This window comes from Methanosarcina sediminis (assembly GCF_052056915.1).
In the GTDB taxonomy this organism is placed as follows: Archaea; Halobacteriota; Methanosarcinia; order Methanosarcinales; family Methanosarcinaceae; genus MTP4.
The window spans coordinates 1,174,505-1,192,431 of the sequence record NZ_CP195119.1 but is presented as its reverse complement, the minus strand read 5'-3'; the positions used below and the strand labels follow the sequence as shown (position 1 = coordinate 1,192,431).

10 protein-coding genes are annotated in these 17,927 nt (G+C 39.1%); 9 read left to right on the top strand and 1 reads right to left on the bottom strand.

Annotated features, from left to right (window positions below):
- The first annotated feature begins 742 nt into the window (after positions 1–742).
- The 8 genes from ACSAZK_RS04925 (at position 743) to ACSAZK_RS04890 (ending at position 15,426) form a co-directional block, all read left to right on the top strand.
- The gene (locus ACSAZK_RS04925; RefSeq protein ID WP_440956286.1) at positions 743–3,679 is read left to right on the top strand and encodes a hypothetical protein; all 2,937 of its coding nucleotides are present in this window, start codon (positions 743–745) and stop codon (positions 3,677–3,679) included.
- Positions 3,680–6,438: 2,759 nt separating this feature from the next.
- Positions 6,439–8,139, top strand: a complete 1,701-nt coding sequence (locus tag ACSAZK_RS04920; protein ID WP_440956285.1) for a polysaccharide deacetylase family protein — start codon at positions 6,439–6,441, stop codon at positions 8,137–8,139.
- Positions 8,129–9,160, top strand: coding sequence for a FemAB family XrtA/PEP-CTERM system-associated protein (locus ACSAZK_RS04915; RefSeq protein WP_440956284.1), 1,032 nt, complete (start codon positions 8,129–8,131; stop codon positions 9,158–9,160). The genes ACSAZK_RS04920 and ACSAZK_RS04915 overlap by 11 nt, the downstream gene beginning before the upstream one ends.
- Positions 9,161–9,328: 168 nt before the next feature.
- Entirely contained in the window at positions 9,329–10,549 is a 1,221-nt protein-coding gene (locus ACSAZK_RS04910; RefSeq protein WP_440956283.1) for a DegT/DnrJ/EryC1/StrS family aminotransferase, read from the top strand.
- A gap of 250 nt (positions 10,550–10,799) precedes the next feature.
- Positions 10,800–11,489: a hypothetical protein gene (locus ACSAZK_RS04905; protein WP_440956282.1), complete on the top strand. Its 690-nt coding sequence runs from the start codon at positions 10,800–10,802 to the stop codon at positions 11,487–11,489.
- Positions 11,486–12,568 (top strand): DUF354 domain-containing protein, encoded by a 1,083-nt coding sequence (locus ACSAZK_RS04900; RefSeq protein WP_440956281.1) that lies wholly within the window; start codon positions 11,486–11,488, stop codon positions 12,566–12,568. Before ACSAZK_RS04905 ends, ACSAZK_RS04900 begins: the two co-directional genes overlap by 4 nt.
- A gap of 9 nt (positions 12,569–12,577) precedes the next feature.
- Positions 12,578–13,642: a non-hydrolyzing UDP-N-acetylglucosamine 2-epimerase gene (wecB, locus tag ACSAZK_RS04895; RefSeq protein WP_440956280.1), complete on the top strand. Its 1,065-nt coding sequence runs from the start codon at positions 12,578–12,580 to the stop codon at positions 13,640–13,642.
- A gap of 497 nt (positions 13,643–14,139) precedes the next feature.
- Positions 14,140–15,426: a flippase gene (locus ACSAZK_RS04890; protein ID WP_440956279.1), complete on the top strand. Its 1,287-nt coding sequence runs from the start codon at positions 14,140–14,142 to the stop codon at positions 15,424–15,426.
- 109 nt (positions 15,427–15,535) lie between these two features.
- Here ACSAZK_RS04890 and ACSAZK_RS04885 read toward each other — a convergent pair whose 3' ends face one another.
- Complete coding sequence (locus ACSAZK_RS04885) at positions 15,536–17,314, bottom strand: right-handed parallel beta-helix repeat-containing protein (RefSeq protein WP_440956278.1); 1,779 nt, start codon at positions 17,312–17,314, stop codon at positions 15,536–15,538.
- A gap of 377 nt (positions 17,315–17,691) precedes the next feature.
- On the opposite strand from ACSAZK_RS04885, the gene ACSAZK_RS04880 reads away from it, so the two are divergent.
- Positions 17,692–17,883: a hypothetical protein gene (locus ACSAZK_RS04880; RefSeq protein ID WP_440956277.1), complete on the top strand. Its 192-nt coding sequence runs from the start codon at positions 17,692–17,694 to the stop codon at positions 17,881–17,883.
- Positions 17,884–17,927 lie beyond the last annotated feature (44 nt).

The window sequence follows — 17,927 nt, the reverse complement described above, 5'->3', positions numbered from 1 at the left end:
AACTTCTGAGTAATAACTATAAAAAATTAATAGCTACTTTTAAAATTAAATTTATCTTTTTTTACATAATTTAAGTAATTCCCGATGAGAAATGGAGTTTATCAAAAAGCGATGCCAAGAGATGGAGCATATTTCAACATAAAATCCAAATCTCTTATAATTTATTTATATATTCTCCCGTAAAATATAATGATTTTTTTGAAGACGTTATGAAAAGAGGAAAAACTAAAAAATATTTATTTACATCATAAAAAAATAATCGAACATTAAACAATATAGGAAAAAATATATAGTCACAGATTTTTAACTCTTAATGAAGAGACATTCCCGACGTGGAGTTATATTCTAAGGTGGGGCCAAGCATTTGGAAAAGTATGTGAAAAAGGAAAGAGGCTAAGATCCCACAAAATTTATTAGGATCACAGGTTAGATAGCCCAAAACATCAAAAACCAATTTTTGGAGTGTACGGGGAGATAGCTGGAGCTAGCTAAAAATTGAGAGTCCGGGGGAGATCTCCAAAAAATCCACACTTAAAGGATGTCTGAAAACACATTCAAATTTCGAATTTCAAAAAATACTGGAATCTGTTTACAGGCAGAACCCCCACGTAAGAAAGCTGACATGTACGAGAAATGAAAATGCTAATAGTGGATTTGTTTTCTATTTGCACACTGTGATAAAAGGAGTGGAGGGTGTATGCTGAAATGATAACCGGGAAGAGAAAGAACGGGAGAGGGTTATATGAAAAGAATAATTTCTGGACTTATTGTGTTACTGGTGATACTGTTTTCAGCTAATTGCGTTGTCGCAAATAACTGGAACTCAGCCGGTGATAGTGGTAGAAACGACAGGGATCAGGGAGTTGAAGAATCCTCCTTTATGCAAATGACATTGCCAGCAGTTCCTGTGTCTTCATCGACATATGCGGACAATATGGCTCTTAATTCCCATTATATTATTCTAGAATCAGTTGAATATCCGATTATTCAAATTAACGTTAAACTTGGGGACAAAGAAGGAAAAGAAGCTGTAAGACAATACGAATACACAGCAAGAGTATATAACTCCAGCCAGGAACAGGTTGGAGAAGACATCGTCCTCAGGCTTAACGGAAATCCTGACCATTCCCTTTCTACCCTGGCACATGGAACGGCATCTCTGCCCTCAGACCTTCCCGAAGGGAACTATTACGTCTTCCTATATCAAAATAATACAACCAACGAGTTCATCCTTCCCTTCATGTGCAAAAATAACGGGAAATTGAAAACATGCTGTAATTCCAGCAGTATAACTGGCCTTATCAGTGAAGGCATTCTCGTTCAGAACTGCAGCAAATTCTGGTGTTGCGGGTGTGGATGCACTAAACAACAGGTGAAAAACAGCATTTACATAAAGAACGACGGGACCGGAGAGGAACCCGGAGAAGAAGATAAGCCGACATATGTGTATGATATGGTTATTCCTGGCCGACATAATATCTCGGAATCAACTCAGTACTTGATTAACGTAACACTTGGGGACGATAACGGCAGGAATGATGCAAAAAAATACACGTACGTAGCAAAAGTGTTTAATTCCAGCCAGAAACAGGTAGGCGAAGACATAGATCTCACACTTACCAACCCCTTCGATGATGAAGATGCCGATCCAACCTCTTATATAGAAGCGCAGGGAATGGCATCTCTCCCGGCAGATACTCCTGAAGGAAACTACTACTTATTTGTATACCAGAACAATACAATCAACGAGTCTATCCTCCCGTTCTTCTATAACTCTTCTGAGAACTTGGCCCCGTGCTGTAATGAAATAAGTTGCGTGACTAGTCTAATCCGTGGTGAAGATATTATCTCCGACAACTGTAGTGAATCATGGTGCTGTGGATGCAACTGCACGGATAATGATGTGAAAAACAGAATTTATATAGAAAATGAAGGCGCTGAAAACGACGGAGACGACGGATCTTATGACGACACTGAAGCTCCGGTAATCCTTTCTGTTGCTCTGAACGATTCCACTCCAACCACAGGTGAACTAATTAAAGTAAGCGTAAATGCAGCGGATAATGTAAAGGTAATCAATGTTGAAGCTTCAGGGACTCCGTTAGAATTTGTCAGTGGGGATCTCTGGGAAGGAAGCATAACCGCTGTTGAAGGTGCCCATTTCTTAAACGTCTCTGCGGTTGATGGTACCGGCAACAAAGCCTGGGATAATTTAACAAGTTATACTGCCACCACTCCCGATACCGAAGCTCCTAACATTAACTCTATTACCCTGAATAACACCAATCCTGTAACAGGGGAATATATACAGATTACCGTAAACGTAACCGATAACATTGGAGTAACTTCTGTTAAAGCTGATAGTAGAGCTCTTACTCGTCAGAATGACACCATCTGGGAAGGTAACATAACCTCTGTTGAAGGAACACATTATGTAAACGTCTCTGCGATTGATGATGCAGGGAACGTAGCATGGGATAATTCAACAAGTTATACTGCCACCACTCCCGATACCGAAGCTCCTGAGATCAGTTCTGTTATTCTGGATGACTACACTCCGAACACAGGTGACCTTATAACGGTAAGTGTGGAGGCAACTGACAATTTTGGTGTAACCGTTGTTGAAGCTTCAGGGGTTCCGTTAGCCTTTGTCAGTGGAAACCTCTGGAAAGGAAACATAACCGTTGTTGAAGGCCTCCATTCAGTAAACGTTTCTGTGGTTGACGCTGTCGGGAATATCGCCTGGGACAATTCAACTAGTTATACCGCTACAACTCCCGATACCGAAGCCCCTGTTATCAGTTCCGTTCTTCTGAGTGATTATACTCCGGATACCGGTGGCCTTATTACGGTAAGTGTGGAGGCAACTGACAATTTTGGTGTAACCGTTGTTGAAGCTTCAGGGGTTCCGTTAGCCTTTGTCAACGGGGATCTATGGAAAGGCACTATAACCGCTGTTAAAGGCACCAATTATGTTAATGTCTCTGCCTTTGACGATGCAGGAAACATAGTATGGAACAACTCCACCAGTTATACCGCTATCAATCTCGATACCGAAGCCCCAGTTATCATTTCCGTTCTTCTGAGTGATTACACTCCGGATACCGGTGACCTTATTACGGTAAGTGTGGAGGCAACTGATAATTTTGGCGTAACAGGCATTAAAGGTTCCAGTACCCCGTTAGCCTTTGTTAGTGGGAACCTCTGGGAAGGAAACATAACCGTTGTTGAAGGTATCCATTCGGTAAACGTTTCTGTGGTTGATGCTGCCGGGAACATCGCCTGGGACAATTCAACTAGCTATACTGCCACAACTCCTGGCACAGATGTTGGTGCGGACGATGAGGAAGGAAAGGAGTCCATTGATGATGGAGAAAACAACGTCGATGATGGGGATAAGCCCTCAAAGAGAAGAAGCAGCGCTGACCGTGGAACCCTGCCAATAAGGAAGAAGGAGACAACAGAATCCTTCTCACTCCCGCCGGAAACCCGGATTGCTGCATCGAATCCGGGCTTATCTATAAATGCTCTCGCTGACGATGGGCATCAAAAAGAGGAGATAAAGGACAGTAATGGGTTTGACTGGTTGATTCTATGGTTCCTGGCTGCAATGTTCGGCCTCTTTCTGGCAATTTGTGGGTCCATATTCTCCAGGTATTCCAAACTCCAGAAGGAATAATTATGTGTAATAGAGGTACTTCCTGCCTGCGTGGCAGGAAGCAAAAAACAATATGAAAACTTAACTAAAAACGTTCCTCTCTATGAATCAAGCGCCTGCACTTATTGCAGGCAGCTTTTTTACTGGCATAATGTACGCAGATTATTTTTAAGAAGCTTTTTAGAGGACCTGGAAACTTTTTACCTTTTGAGTCACAACAGTCTAAAACGGATAAATATTTTATAGATGATGCGTCTAATATACTTTGTAAATCATTTGGATGTGGGGAGTAGAATTATTTATTTATTTATTTATTTATTTATTTATTTATTTATTTATTTATTGGGGCTGGCTTTATTATAGCGTCAAACCAAACTGTATAATATTAGGGGCTACAGTCTGGGCGTCCACAGTGTTACATTGTGCAAAATCTGGTTAAGCTTGTCTCCGGAATAAGTACTAAAAATCCTGACCTCCTCAACGTTTCCTTCATATCCGAATGTGAAGGTAGACAAATTTCACAGCTTTTTTTCAGTGGAATTTGTTTGCCAAAAACATTCAAAAAAATTCCTTTATACAGGCCCGTTCTTTTATACAGGCAGGAAAGATGCCGGTAGGAAAGTGCAGGAAGTTTACCTTGAAATTGATTTTTGAGAGGAGTGTCAAGGAACAAAGGGGTTTGAGAACATTACAGTCCTTCCTGGATAACAAGGGAGGTTATAAAACATTTCGGTGTAACTGCTGCTCCTGAATGCAAAAGATAACAGTAATATATACTTTAATTTATTATGAGGAATGTTATTATTTTTGCGAGAAGTTATTTATAGGATTGTTTTGCAAATATCATTACTTATTCCTGTAAACTTCCGGATTTACACAAGGTCTCAGATCTGATCTGGGAGAATTCACATGAGTTTGGCAACTGCCAGGGGGGAATTATAACGTTTACAAGTATAGTAACAAATGCGGTTATTCCATACGATACAATTTCAATGACAACTTCTTCGGGATTGCCAGAATACGGGCTAATGCCGATGATAGGCTTGATCTTTCTCCTTTCTTTCAGGCAAATTTTATCTGTATCGAAAATGTGGGGAAAAACCCTGGAAACTTCAGTAAATGCAGGGATTTATCCGCTGTTGTATTCTTTATTTGCGACTGTTGTCTTTAAAACTTTACAAATCATGTAATTATTCTTTAGTGCTTTAGATGAGTCTTATTTCACGACTCCCCGGAAAAACCTATTATCACTTTTTTCATATCAATTTGAAATTAAGCATTTAGAAGCTTTTTTGAGCTTCTTTTTCTTCTTTAACAGTAGTGGCATGTGCGGGAATCTGGAAACCTGGTTGAACAAATTGCTTTTATTGACACCTTTCATCCTCATTGACAAGACAGTTCGGGGATTCTTGAAAAATCAGTGTGATCAATAATAAGTTCTTAAAACAATATTCTCAAAGTGTAATAAGGTGTGATGGCAGGGGAAGACGAGTGACTCCTTTATTTAAGTCATTAGAACAGCAAGTTCAATGATGGAAGCGTCTCCAAAATTCCCCACATAAACTTAATATATATGTTTGCCTCTTTTTTATATAGATCTGGCTATATAAATCCAGTAAGTTCTTGTAGTAAGGGTGCAAAATACTCTTAATTTAAGCTTTATTTTTATATAATGTTCGCAATAAAATATTTGTTCAAAGTCTCTTGTCCCTCTATTTTATAGTGACTTATCACAAGTACCAGAAATTTTATCCTCATCACTTGTGCTGTTCAACGCAAACAAAATAAGCCTATTGATATTGATTTTTTTATAATTCGGTTTGTGTGCCTAAGTACTCGGGCTGGCTTAAAAAAGCACTCGGTATCCATAATTTGAGAAATTAGGCTTATGGTCATTTGCCCCTTTCATTTTTGGGAAAATACGGCAAATTACGTTGTTTTGGGCAGGTGGAATAGTTACCTTTGCTTTTTAATATTTATAATTTTAGGCAACATTTTTCGGGAACATTGTTTCCAAAATTATTTATTTTTATGAATAGTATTTTGCATAGGACTTACGCAGTTGAACCAAAAACCAGTGGCATGAGACACCAACAAGTCTAACTAATAATGTTCTTGGTAAGGTCTCACGTGCTTGTTTTTTCTTCTCAAGTGCGTGACTTCTATTGCAATTTGCCATATAAATTTGAGAACAAGATAAGTGACCAGTCACTTAAGACTTGCGAAATGAATCTCAGGATTTATTAGCTACAAATTTGAAGTTATCCGAACTTATATTTCCAAAAATGAAATTTTTTCAGTGTTTAATACTGCTATAAGTGAAGTCCCTGGCGTTGGGGTGGGGGACAGGAATTTACCGAAAACGTTTCACAGGGGATTGTGGTGACATTTTCTTTTTATGGATGATTGCCACAGGGACAGTTGCACTACTCGCAAAGCAGCATGTAGCCGCATGATCGTTGTAGATTGACCCATGAGAGAGATGATTAGAAGAACTCAAGCACATATGCGACAGCCGGTTGCGACCACAGAGTCAGCAAACAGTGTAACTGCCAGTTGGCTTGCAGGCCAGAGCTGGCATCAGGGTTGCACCGCTAACAAGGAAACGATGATCAAGACAACGTCTGATGAATTGATACCTTATGGATGGAACTGTGAGAGCATCAAAAAAGATCGAGAGTGTGAACAGAGATGCCCGGAAATAAATATTGTGGACAGCATGTGCTGGTTGAAGTCAAATAGCTTCGAAAAGTCACAAAAATTCATGGCGGTGATCTCTAATGCTGACCATTGAAGATTGCGATTTCACAACCCATAAATTTCGTCAACTCTGTGAGGCAATATCCAGCACCTACCCCACAGTAACGATGAATGAATACCTGAATAACAAGCATCCGGAACGTTTCATATTAATGCGCCACGATGTTGACAGGATGCCGGGAAACTCTCTAACGACTGCAAAGATTGAACACGAACTCGGCATAAGAGCAACATACTATTTCAGATCATGCAAAAGTGTGTTCAAACCTGATATCATATGCAAGATCAGGGACATGGGCCATGAAATCGGCTATCATTACGAGACCTTGAGTGAGGCAAATGGAAATTCCGAAAAGGCTATCGACATTTTCCGGTCCCATCTGGACGATTTCAGACAGATTTGCGAGGTAAAAACGATCTCAATGCACGGGAGGCCCCTGTCAAAATACAATAACCTCAACCTCTGGAATAACCACGATTTCAGGGACTTCGGAATAATCGGGGAAGCCTACCTCTCAGCAGGAGATGATCTCAATTATCTCTCCGATACCGGAAGAACATGGAGCTTCGGAAGCAATTTAAGGGATTATATTCCCGGTAAAAATGAACAGGTCTTTGCGAATACAACTGCGGATCTTATAAAGTTGATAAAAAATGAAGAATATAATAATTTTTATATATTAACTCATCCGGAGAGATGGTCTTCAAGTATTTCTGGATGGGGCTTATATTATTCAGCGGATCTTGCAGTTAATATCGGGAAGAAGATTTTGATGAAACGTAATAGTGAGAGCCAGGGTATGAGGAGGATAAGAAATAATAGTTTGTCTATTACAGTCGACATTGAAGACTGGTACCATATTCCGTCGGTTTCTGGTTCTGCCTTTTCGGTTTACAAAGATGTAAATGAATTTTTTGAAAAATGGAATGATAGGTATGACTACTTGAGTGAACCTACAAAAAGAATACTGGATATTCTGGATGAATTTAACATAACTGCCACATTTTTTGTTGTTGCCGATATCGCAGAACATTACCCGGGACTCATTGAATTAATTTCTGAAAGAGGGCATGAAATTGCATGTCATGGAGCGCATCATACATGCAGTATCGATCCAAAGACAAAAAAACCTCTGATGAGCGTTGAAGAATTTGAAACAAGTACCCTGGAGGCAAAGAATATACTTGAAAAGATCTCCGGGCAGGAAGTAATTGGGTACCGGGCACCAAATGCAATGGTAACAGGATGGATGCTTGACTCACTTGAAAAAATCGGATTCAAGTACGATTCATCAGTGTCCGTAAATTCGCTGTATAATAAATCAGATTCTTCTTTGAAAGGTGTTTCCTCTGTCCCTTATTATCCATCCAAAGGGTGCCTGGAACCTGCCAAAAGCAGGAATTTTATTGAATTCCCCTGGGCCTATTATAATATGGGAGTTAAGGTCCCCAGTTCGGGAGGACCAATGCTGAGATTTCTTGGTTCTCATTTTATATTCAAAGGGCTGAAGCAGAGTTTAAACAGAGGCCATACGATATTTTATTTTCATCCAATTGATATTTCTAATGAGAAATTTCCATCTATTGGAAATGGTAGACCTTTATACTGGGTTCTGAAAGGAAAAATAGTTGAAAAAAGAATTCGGCATGTATTAAAAAAGTTAGACAATGTTAAGAAAGTTCCTTTAAGAGATCTGCTAGGGAATCATCATGGAATTTGAGATAAAGCAATTGAAACCAAAAGACGAAAAAAGGTGGGGAGACTTTGTCATGGAGAATGATAGGACAACATTTTATCATCAAATCGGGTGGAAAAATGTTGTCCAGAAAACCTATGACCATGAACCTTATTATTTGTTTGCTGAAGATGAGGTCGGAAACATAGCTGGTATTTTTCCACTTTTTTATATGAATAATCTGTTTTTTGGAAGACGTCTTGTATCCGTTCCGTTTTCTCCTTACGGTGGGGTTTGTGCTGTTGACGATTCTGTTGAGAAAGCATTAATTGACGAGGCAATTGATATCGGAGATAATCTGGGAGTGGATTATTGCGAGTTTCGGAATTTCAAAACTAATATTTATGGAAATATCAGCTGTACCAGAAACTTCTCCACTTTCCTTTTAGATGTTTCGGCAGGGCATGAGAATGTCTGGAACAAGATGAACAGAAATGTTAGAAATAGAATCAGAAAAGGAATAAAAAGTAATTTGAAATATGAAATGGAGGCAAGTTTGGAGGGGATCTCTACATTTTATGAGCTATATTCCTGGAGTATGAAACGGCTGGGTACTCCTGTTCATGATCAAGAATTTTTCAGGAACATCATTAAGCAATTTCCCGGTAATGTTTTTACATCCCGAGCAAGTTTAGATGGCCTTCCAATAGCTTCTTTCTATCTCCTGACATTCAAAGATGTGTTGATCACAGCATGGGGTGCAGCTCTGTCGGAGTTTTTCCAATATGCTCCTAATGATTTCATGTACTGGAATTGTGTGGAATATGCATCTGAAAATAATCTTTCGTGGGTTGATTTTGGTAGAAGTTTGGTTAATTCCGGCAATCAGGTATTTAAAACTCGCTGGGGTTGTACTGAATTTCCACTGAATTACTCTTATTCCCCCCCGTCTATGATTCTGAGACCCCCTCATGATGAATATAAAAAATATGCAAAGGTCTGGAGTAGATTGCCCTTATCATTGACAGCAAAAATAGGTCCCAACATCAGGAGAGACATACCCTGAAACATTATGAAAAATGTTTGTCTTCAGATAATTGAGAGTTGTGAGGGATTTAAAAAAACAAATTTTGGGTAGATTAGTAAGTCATTTTGGGTAGATTAGTAAGTCATTTTGAGTAGATCAGTAAGTAATCGTAATTGATATTGGACAGGATATGTTAGGAGTTATCTAATGATTCCAATTTCCCAGGCGCCCATTTATCCACAAGAAATATTGAAGACTACGTCCGAATATTTTAAGACGTCTGCGAACTCAAGAAATAATTCAACTGCTTACGCAAAGTTTCGAGATGAAATATCTAATTACCTGAACTGCAAGTACGTGAACCTTACATGTTCCGGTTTTTCCGGCTTGTATACCATAATGAGAGCCTATGATTTAAAAAAAGGTGATGAAGTTATTGTTCCTGCCTACACCTGTAAAGATGTTCTACGCCTTGTTACTACAATGGGGCTGAAACTCAAATTAGTTGATCTCGAGCCTTACACATATAATATGGATCCTGACAGCCTTAATAAAGAAATATCAAGTAAAACCAGGGTTGTCATTGCAACTCACATGTTCGGTTATCCCTGTTCTATAGATAAGATTACGGAAATCTCCCATGACCACGGAGCCATGGTAATTGAAGATGCCTGCCAGTCAATGGGGGCTGAATATAAAGAAAAGAAAGTCGGTACTTACGGAGATGCAGGGTTATTCAGTTTGAATATGGGAAAGCCAATCACTACGATTCATGGTGGCATTGTTTGTACCGATGACAGTGAACTTTCGAATAAGGTCTCTTCAATAAATGATACTTTTAAAAAATATGGTTTTATGCATCAAATTAAAACCTTTGCATATATGTTTGGATATTCGCTTTGCAATGTTAATGCTTTTTATTCATTAGTGTATAGTCTAATGGGGAATAAAAATCTGGGGGAGACAAACTCAATCTCATATTCTGAGCTAGGGGATTTGATGTATAAGTATACAGAGTTTCAGGCTAGTCTGGGCGTAAAGCAACTATCAAAGTTAGATGCTTATAACAATGCAAGGATTAAAAATGCCAGCTACCTGATGGAAAATTTATATAAGGATGGTTTATTTTTTCCAGAAGTATCCGGACAGATGAAACCGACATATTCTCGCTTTCCAATCTACTTTGAAAATATAAGCAGAGATACTTGCAATAAACTCATAAATTCATTTATAAATTCAGGAATAGAAGTAACTCCATATCTGCCAGAATCACTTCCACGCCTGTACAATGAAAAATCTTCAGATTTTCCAATAGCTGAACAGATGACAAATAAAACCTTAACCGTACCTACTCATCCAAATATGGACAAAAAAGATCTGGATAAGATTGTTGAAATACTAAATCATCGTTTTCATGTGTTACATTAATCAAGTTACTCTGTCACGTTAATCAAGTTACTCTGTCACGTTAATCAAGTTACTCTGTAGTATTAATTGGGACAACCTATACTATTTATAGGAAACTGCAGTCATAATTGGGTCAATCTCTAATGTTAATAGTGTAAATTGGGGTAAATTGGGGTAATCTGTAATGCTAAATATTCACAATCTTGATTTTACACTTGATAAATTCTATAAACTCTGTTCTACTATCACAGAAAACTATACAACCATCACCGTGGGAGAATACGTGACCTCAGGTAATAATTATCCAGAGCGTTTTGTCCTGATGCGTCATGATGTGGATGGACGGGCCGAGACCGCGTTAGACACCGCACGTATAGAAAAGGAACTTGGGATACAGGCAACTTATTACTTCAGAACTCGCAATAATGTTTTTGTTCCTGAAATCATACAGGAAATCGAGAGAATGGGGCATGAGGTAGGGTATCATTATGAGGTCTTGAGCACTGCAAGGGGTGACCATGAAAAAGCCATCAAATTATTTGAAGATGATGTGGATAAATTCAGAAGCATCTGCAACCTAAAAACAATTTGTATGCATGGGTCCGTGTTATCAAAATACGATAATCGTGATCTCTGGAAATCCTATGATTTCAGGGACTTTGGACTTATTGGAGAGGCCTATTTATCTGCAGGGAAAAACCTCAATTATTTTACTGATACGGGAAGAGGGTGGAACTCAAAAAATAACCTGCGAGATTTTATTCCCGGTAAAAATGAGCAGATCTCTGCTAATACGACTGATGAGCTTATCAGGTTGATCAAGAGAAATAAAATCAGTAATTTTTATATTTCACTGCATCCGAGTCGATGGACCTCAAATAGCATTTATTGGGGCTTGTTCTGGTTAGAGGATCTTGTATTTAATTCGGGGAAGAAGGTTTTGCTGGTGGTGAGGAAATGAGGATACTTTTCAATATTTGTCATCCGGCTCAAGTTCATTTATTTAAGTATGTAATCAGGGGTTTAGAGAATAAAGGACATGAATGCAAGATTACAGCAATTGATAAGGATGTTTCTTTGAATTTGCTGGATGCTTATGGTTTTGATTATGAAGTTGTCGGGTCTGCAAGGTCAGGGTTATTTTCTAAAGCGGTTGAACTGATCGAAATTGATAAGCGAGTATATAATATAGCAAAGTATTTTAAACCGGATATCCTGGTAGGGGGTTCCGGGAATGCCTACAGTGCTCATATTGGAAAATTGATTGGAAAACCTTCTATTATTTTTGAGGATTCCGAAAAAGGGACAATTGAACATCTTCTGACAAATCCTTTTGCAACTGTTATTTGCACTACATCTTCATTCAAAAAGGAACTCGGGGCAAAACAGGTTTTATTCGATGGCTACAAGGAGTTGGCATACCTCCATCCCAATCGCTTTCATCCAAAACAGGCAGTACTTGATGAGCTAGGTTTAAGCGGGGAAGATATTTTCATAATTTTAAGATTTGTTGCGTGGGATGCAGACCATGATATCGGCCACAAGGGCATACAAAATAAAATAGAGTTTGTAAAAGGACTTGAAAAATACGGGCGTGTGTTAATCACTTCTGAAGAAAAACTGGGTCCGGAAATGGATAAATACCGGGTTTCGGTTTCACCGGAGAAACTTCATGATTTACTATACTATACACAAATGCTGGTTGGGGATAGTCAGACAATGACGACCGAAGCTGCAGTTTTAGGGGTTCCTGCAATACGCTGTAATTCTTTTGTAGGAAACAATGATATGTCGAATTTTATAGAGCTTGAGCAAAAGTATAATCTTATTTTCAATTATAGTGACTCCGGAGAAGCGTTAAAAAAAGCAGTTGAGCTTATAAATAAACCAGAGCGTAAAGAAGAATGGGATAAGAAAAGAGAAAGGTTATTGAAAGAAAAAATAGATGTTACAGCATTCATGACATGGTTCATTGAAAGTTATCCTGATAGTTTTAAGGAAATGAAAGAAAATCCGGATTTCCAATATAATTTTAGATAAGGTAGTATCATGAAAATCGCCAGCATAGTAGGTGTGAGACCTCAATTCGTAAAGGCATCCGTGGTATCAAAAGAGTTGAGAAAAAAACATGATGAAATATTGATTCATACTGGCCAGCACTATGATTATCAGATGAATAATGTTTTTTTCAGTGAACTAAACATCCCTGAACCGGATTATTTTCTGGGAATCGGTTCGGGTTCACACGGCTTTCAAACGGGTGAAATGCTGAAGAAAATAGAAGAAGTACTTATCAAAGAAGAACCCGATCTTGTGTTGACTTATGGGGATACAAATTCAACGCTTGCCGGAGCCCTTGCAGCCTCCAAACTCCATGTGAAAACTGCTCATGTAGAATCCGGGTTAAGAAGTTTTGACAAATCAATGCCTGAGGAAATAAACAGGATTCTGACAGACCACTGCTCTGACCTTCTTTTCTGCCCGACTAAGAACGCGGTTAGCAATTTAAAAAACGAAGGAATCACTGATAATGTGCATTTAACAGGAGATGTGATGGCGGATTCCCTGCTTTACAACAAAAAGATTGCAGAAAACAAATCAAATATCCTGAATGACCTTGGTTTACAAAGCAAAAGCTATTTCTTAACCACAATTCACAGGGCAAGTAACACAGACAACAAAGAGAATCTTAAAAATATTGTTGATGCTTTTTCCGAATTAAAAGAAACTGTTGTATTCCCGGTACATCCGAGAACTGAAAAATTCTTAAAAGAATATGGGATGTATGATAAGCTGAAGTCATCTGTTGAACTGGTAAAACCACTCGGTTTTCTTGATTTCATAAAACTGATGAACCATGCAAAAATGATACTTACGGATTCCGGCGGCATTCAAAAAGAGGCATATATCCTGAAAATTCCATGCATCACATTGAGAGAAAATACCGAATGGGGCGAAACGGTTGAAGATGGGTGGAATGTCCTGGTTGGAGCCAATAAAGACAAAATTATTGAAATGATAAATGGATTTCATCCTTCATTGAAGACACACGAAGACAGATTTGGAAATGGAAATGCAAGTGAAAAGATTGTTTCTATTATCGACACTCAATAAGCGGAGAGGGTTCACGAATATTCTATAGTAACCTACCAGTGCCTGCGCTAAAATTTGAGGTAAAAAGTTCACCCAGTCATATCGAAATTTGTTCAAAAGTTGTCGGGGGGAAGATAAAGGGTTTGGGGGAAACAATACAACCTGGATAAAAATGTGGACGGGATTTAAAATAGGGGTTTCTGGGATCTAAAAATGAGGATGATGGAATACACCTCTAAAAAAATATTAAAAAAGCTGTTTGACTTACTTTTATCCGGCATGCAATGGATTGATCGTTGCGTTTCCGTATAGATGTGGGGTTGATTTATTTCATTTCTATGGGGGGTTCTTGAGTGAAAAAGAACGATAAGACCAGTCACCTGAGACTATAAAATCCACAGGTTCGGAACATTTAGTTCACAGATATGTTAGCATTCACAGAATAGAATTGAAAGCCAGTCAGTTATTAATTCTTACACCTCGACGGTCAAGATATGTTCAACCTAAAATTCAGCAAAATGATGAGAGACGTCCAGTGGTCGTTCATCAGCCTGGCAACAGCCTCTTTATCACATCTGTTGCTTAGAATCGTGCTCGGTAAAGAACTGGGGCCCTCGGGACTCGGCCTGTACACCCTGGTCTTTACAATATACATTTTCGGCATGCACTTTGCAGCGTTCGGTATTGGTGTAGCTCTGACCAAATACCTTGCCGAATATGATGACGACCTGCTCAGGATAAAGGGATTTGTTTCATGCGGACTTTTCGGGTCCATAGTAAGCGGGTCTATGATGGGGGTACTAATGTACCTGCTATCAGGAATTATAGCTATCCAGTTTTTTCACAGTCCCGAAATGGTCGACCTTTTGAAGATCACAGCATTCTGTTTTCCGTTCATAGCCATGCAGAAAGCCGTCATTGGGGCTCTGAACGGTCTGCGGAAGATGAAATGGTTTGCCATTGTGAACATCGCCCAGCACGTATCTGTGATGATCGTCTCAATAGTTCTGGTTGTGCTGCTGGACATGGGCGTGAGAGGTGCAGTGATCGGTTTTGTAGCTCCGACAATTATGGTGGGAGTATTATCATTGATAATTGTCAGGGAGTATTTTTCTACCAAATCGGCAAGCATTAGCACAGTCCTTAAAGAAGTACTGTGGTTCGGGTTCTACATCGTCCTTGCAAATTCAATAGGGATGATCAATGTGCAGATCGACAGCCTGATGGTAGGTCATTTCATGAGTGAGACTGATGTAGGGTACTATGCTGTTGCAATAATTTTTGTAGAGGGGTTAAGATTAATTCCCGACTCGGTTCAAAGAATAACAACCCCAGCCATAGCAAATTACTATGGGAAACAGGAGTATGAAAACATACATGGACTGATGAAAAATAGCATGTTAAAAGTTTTAGCAATCACCATATTCATTTCTTTTACACTCATATTGCTGGGCCAATTTTTGATAGAGGTGTTGTTTAAAGAGGAGTTCCTACCAGCATACTATCCTCTCTTGATTCTACTAGTTGGTTATTCCGTATATGCTCCAATTCTTTCAATCAGTGGGGCTTTTGCTGGTATCGGAAAAGTGGCTTTGATGTCCAAATTATCTTTTATATGTGCTGTGATGAACACAATACTGAACATTCTCCTAATACCGAAATACGGGATAACAGGGGCAGCAATTGCCACATCCATTTCTTTAATCTTCACAGCGTCATTAAAATTATACTTCATAAAGTTATATATCCCAAAACCTTCAGCCATTATATGGACTGAGGGTCCGGAAAAGGATGTTTTACGTTAAAAGTACCTCAGTCCCTTTAGTATATTGTGTATACTAAATGTTTTATTTCAGTCGAATACCCCGCCAGCTTGCAGCGGGGTGCGCCAGCGCAACTTTGATTTTGTTTCATTTACCCACTGTTTTCAAAAGAATTGTCTCTGGTTACAGAGTTAGTATTATGGGGTATGATAGAGATTCTGTTTTCTCTGAAGGAATTTCCTTCGATTAGATGATTGCCCGTATCAAATAATACAACTCCATTGGCACAGCGCACAAAAGTGTTGTTTGTTATAACACTATCACTGTTGGAAAATTCGACACCCTTTCGGCAATCATAAAATTCATTGTCATTGACTCTGAAAACTGCAGCTGATGTCGGGTGTGAGTTTACGGCTTCGTCAGCACAATCTCTAAAAATATTGTTTGTCACATCAACATTTCTGGTAAAACCATCTGTTGTAACCCCCCCTCGGCCTGCAACAACAGCAATGTAGTGTCTGCCCTTTTCCAGAAATGAATTGTCTCTTATTACAATATTGTCACAGGCATTTGTTATGGCAATTCCATATCCGGTTCCGTCTTTAAATATCCTTTTAAAGGTACTGCCTTCTACAATACAGTCCAAACAATCCCAGAAACTTACCGCACGGTTTCCAAAATCCTCAAATCCGCAATTTGAGATCATGATGTTCGTCACGCCGTAAAAATAGATCGCAGTTGAACTGGTATCCATGCCGTACCCTATAAAATTAATATTTTCAAAGGAGATATCTTTAAACATCGAGATCTTTCGGACCTGGGCATTCCTGGCTACAGTATAGTCATCATACAGTGGGCGGTTAACGGTAATCGTTGAACCTGAAATATCGATTATTTCGGCCAGTTCTCCGTTTTTGTAATCATTCCTTTGAAAAGGAACTGAGAATTCGTCTGAAATTTTTACACAGTCCCCAACATCCAGGCCCGAAACACTCGACAGCTTAATTTGGGTATCCCCGGAGTTTGCATCACTTGATAAGGATATGGTTGAAGAAGAATATCCCCCGGTTCCGGTATTAAACGCTGGTGAGCTAATGCAATTAAATACCACTTCATCATTTCCAACGAAGGAGACCTCGGATTTCAAACGAATTGTACGGTCTATATCATATTCTCCTCTTTCAAAGAGTATGACTCTCCCCTTACTCTCAGCCAGAGCAGCTTCAATTGCGTCCGCATCATTGGGGCCGCTATGAATCACAGCACCTTTTTCATTCTCTACAGTGACAACTCCATTTTCTTTGGAGATTTGAACATATGCCGAATCTTCCGGTACATTGTAAATTGTCGCGATGTATGGGAACAGCATGCATAAAAAACCTGCAAATAACAGTGGTAACAGGACCTTCATGGCGTCCCTGAATGAAGGGTTCGTGAGAGGGCTTGCTCCGGCATTAGTATAGGCCACTACTATACCGATGCAGAACACGAATAACAGAATATGAATAACCAGAAAGGTAAGGATGCTTGTAGGTTTTTCAAAAAACATCAAATTATAAAATCCATTCGTCATCAATGGAATAAACAGACCTCTACCTGCCTCATCAATTAACCTGAGATCTGCATTCGAATCATCCTCAGGCCCGTGTCCATCACCGCTAAGAAAGGTGTAGCCTGTAAGGTATCTGAAGGGACTCTTAAGGTGCACGCTTTTTAAATCGAAGTTCTCTGCTCCAAACTCAAGGGTTTGAGCTACCTGGAAAGTATTCTCGCTGCCGACAATGTTAAAGCCTCCGTTCCCCTCTCCTGCAACGTATACAGGAGACCCCATTGCAGTTGGTACATGGAAGGTAATATTGGCAGAGATTGCTATCAAAAAAATAAAAATAGCAATGCATCCCTTTCTTTTTGAATCCCCATTAATTCCCATAAAATTATCCCCTTAACTATTTTTCAAGATCCTTTTAAGACCCCAAAAAGGAATAATAATGATATAGTTTTGAATTTAAAAAAGGTTATCTGTTGGACTGGACAATCTGTATTTTTTCAATGATAAAATATCCTTTTTCACGGGAGACGTCTTCGTGGGATAGGCCATAATAAAATTATAGTCCCAAACGCAAATATTTACACTTAAATTATAACCACGGAAGACGCGGAAAGCACGGAAGGATTGTGCCCCTATTTCCTTTATTCCGTATTTCCCGGGCTTTCTGTGTTAAACTTTCACTTGAGATTGGGGGGAATTTTGGTCCTTGACTATAGCAAATAACAGAGTCCTTCCCATAGCATTGGGGTTGCAAAAACATGAAAAATGAATTAATAGAGATCAAGATCATACAACTAAAGGGAATTACAAATGTTCCCTGCAGAAAAGCCCCTGCTCTGAAAATTTCGGGGGCGGTATCCCACAGGGTGATGAAATCCTGTAAAATCCAGTCAGAAACAATTAAACTCAAAAAATCCAGTCCGAAAACAGTTGAGATTGAAAACAGTTGAGATTGAAAACAGTTGAGATTAAAAACAGTTGAGATTAAAAACGG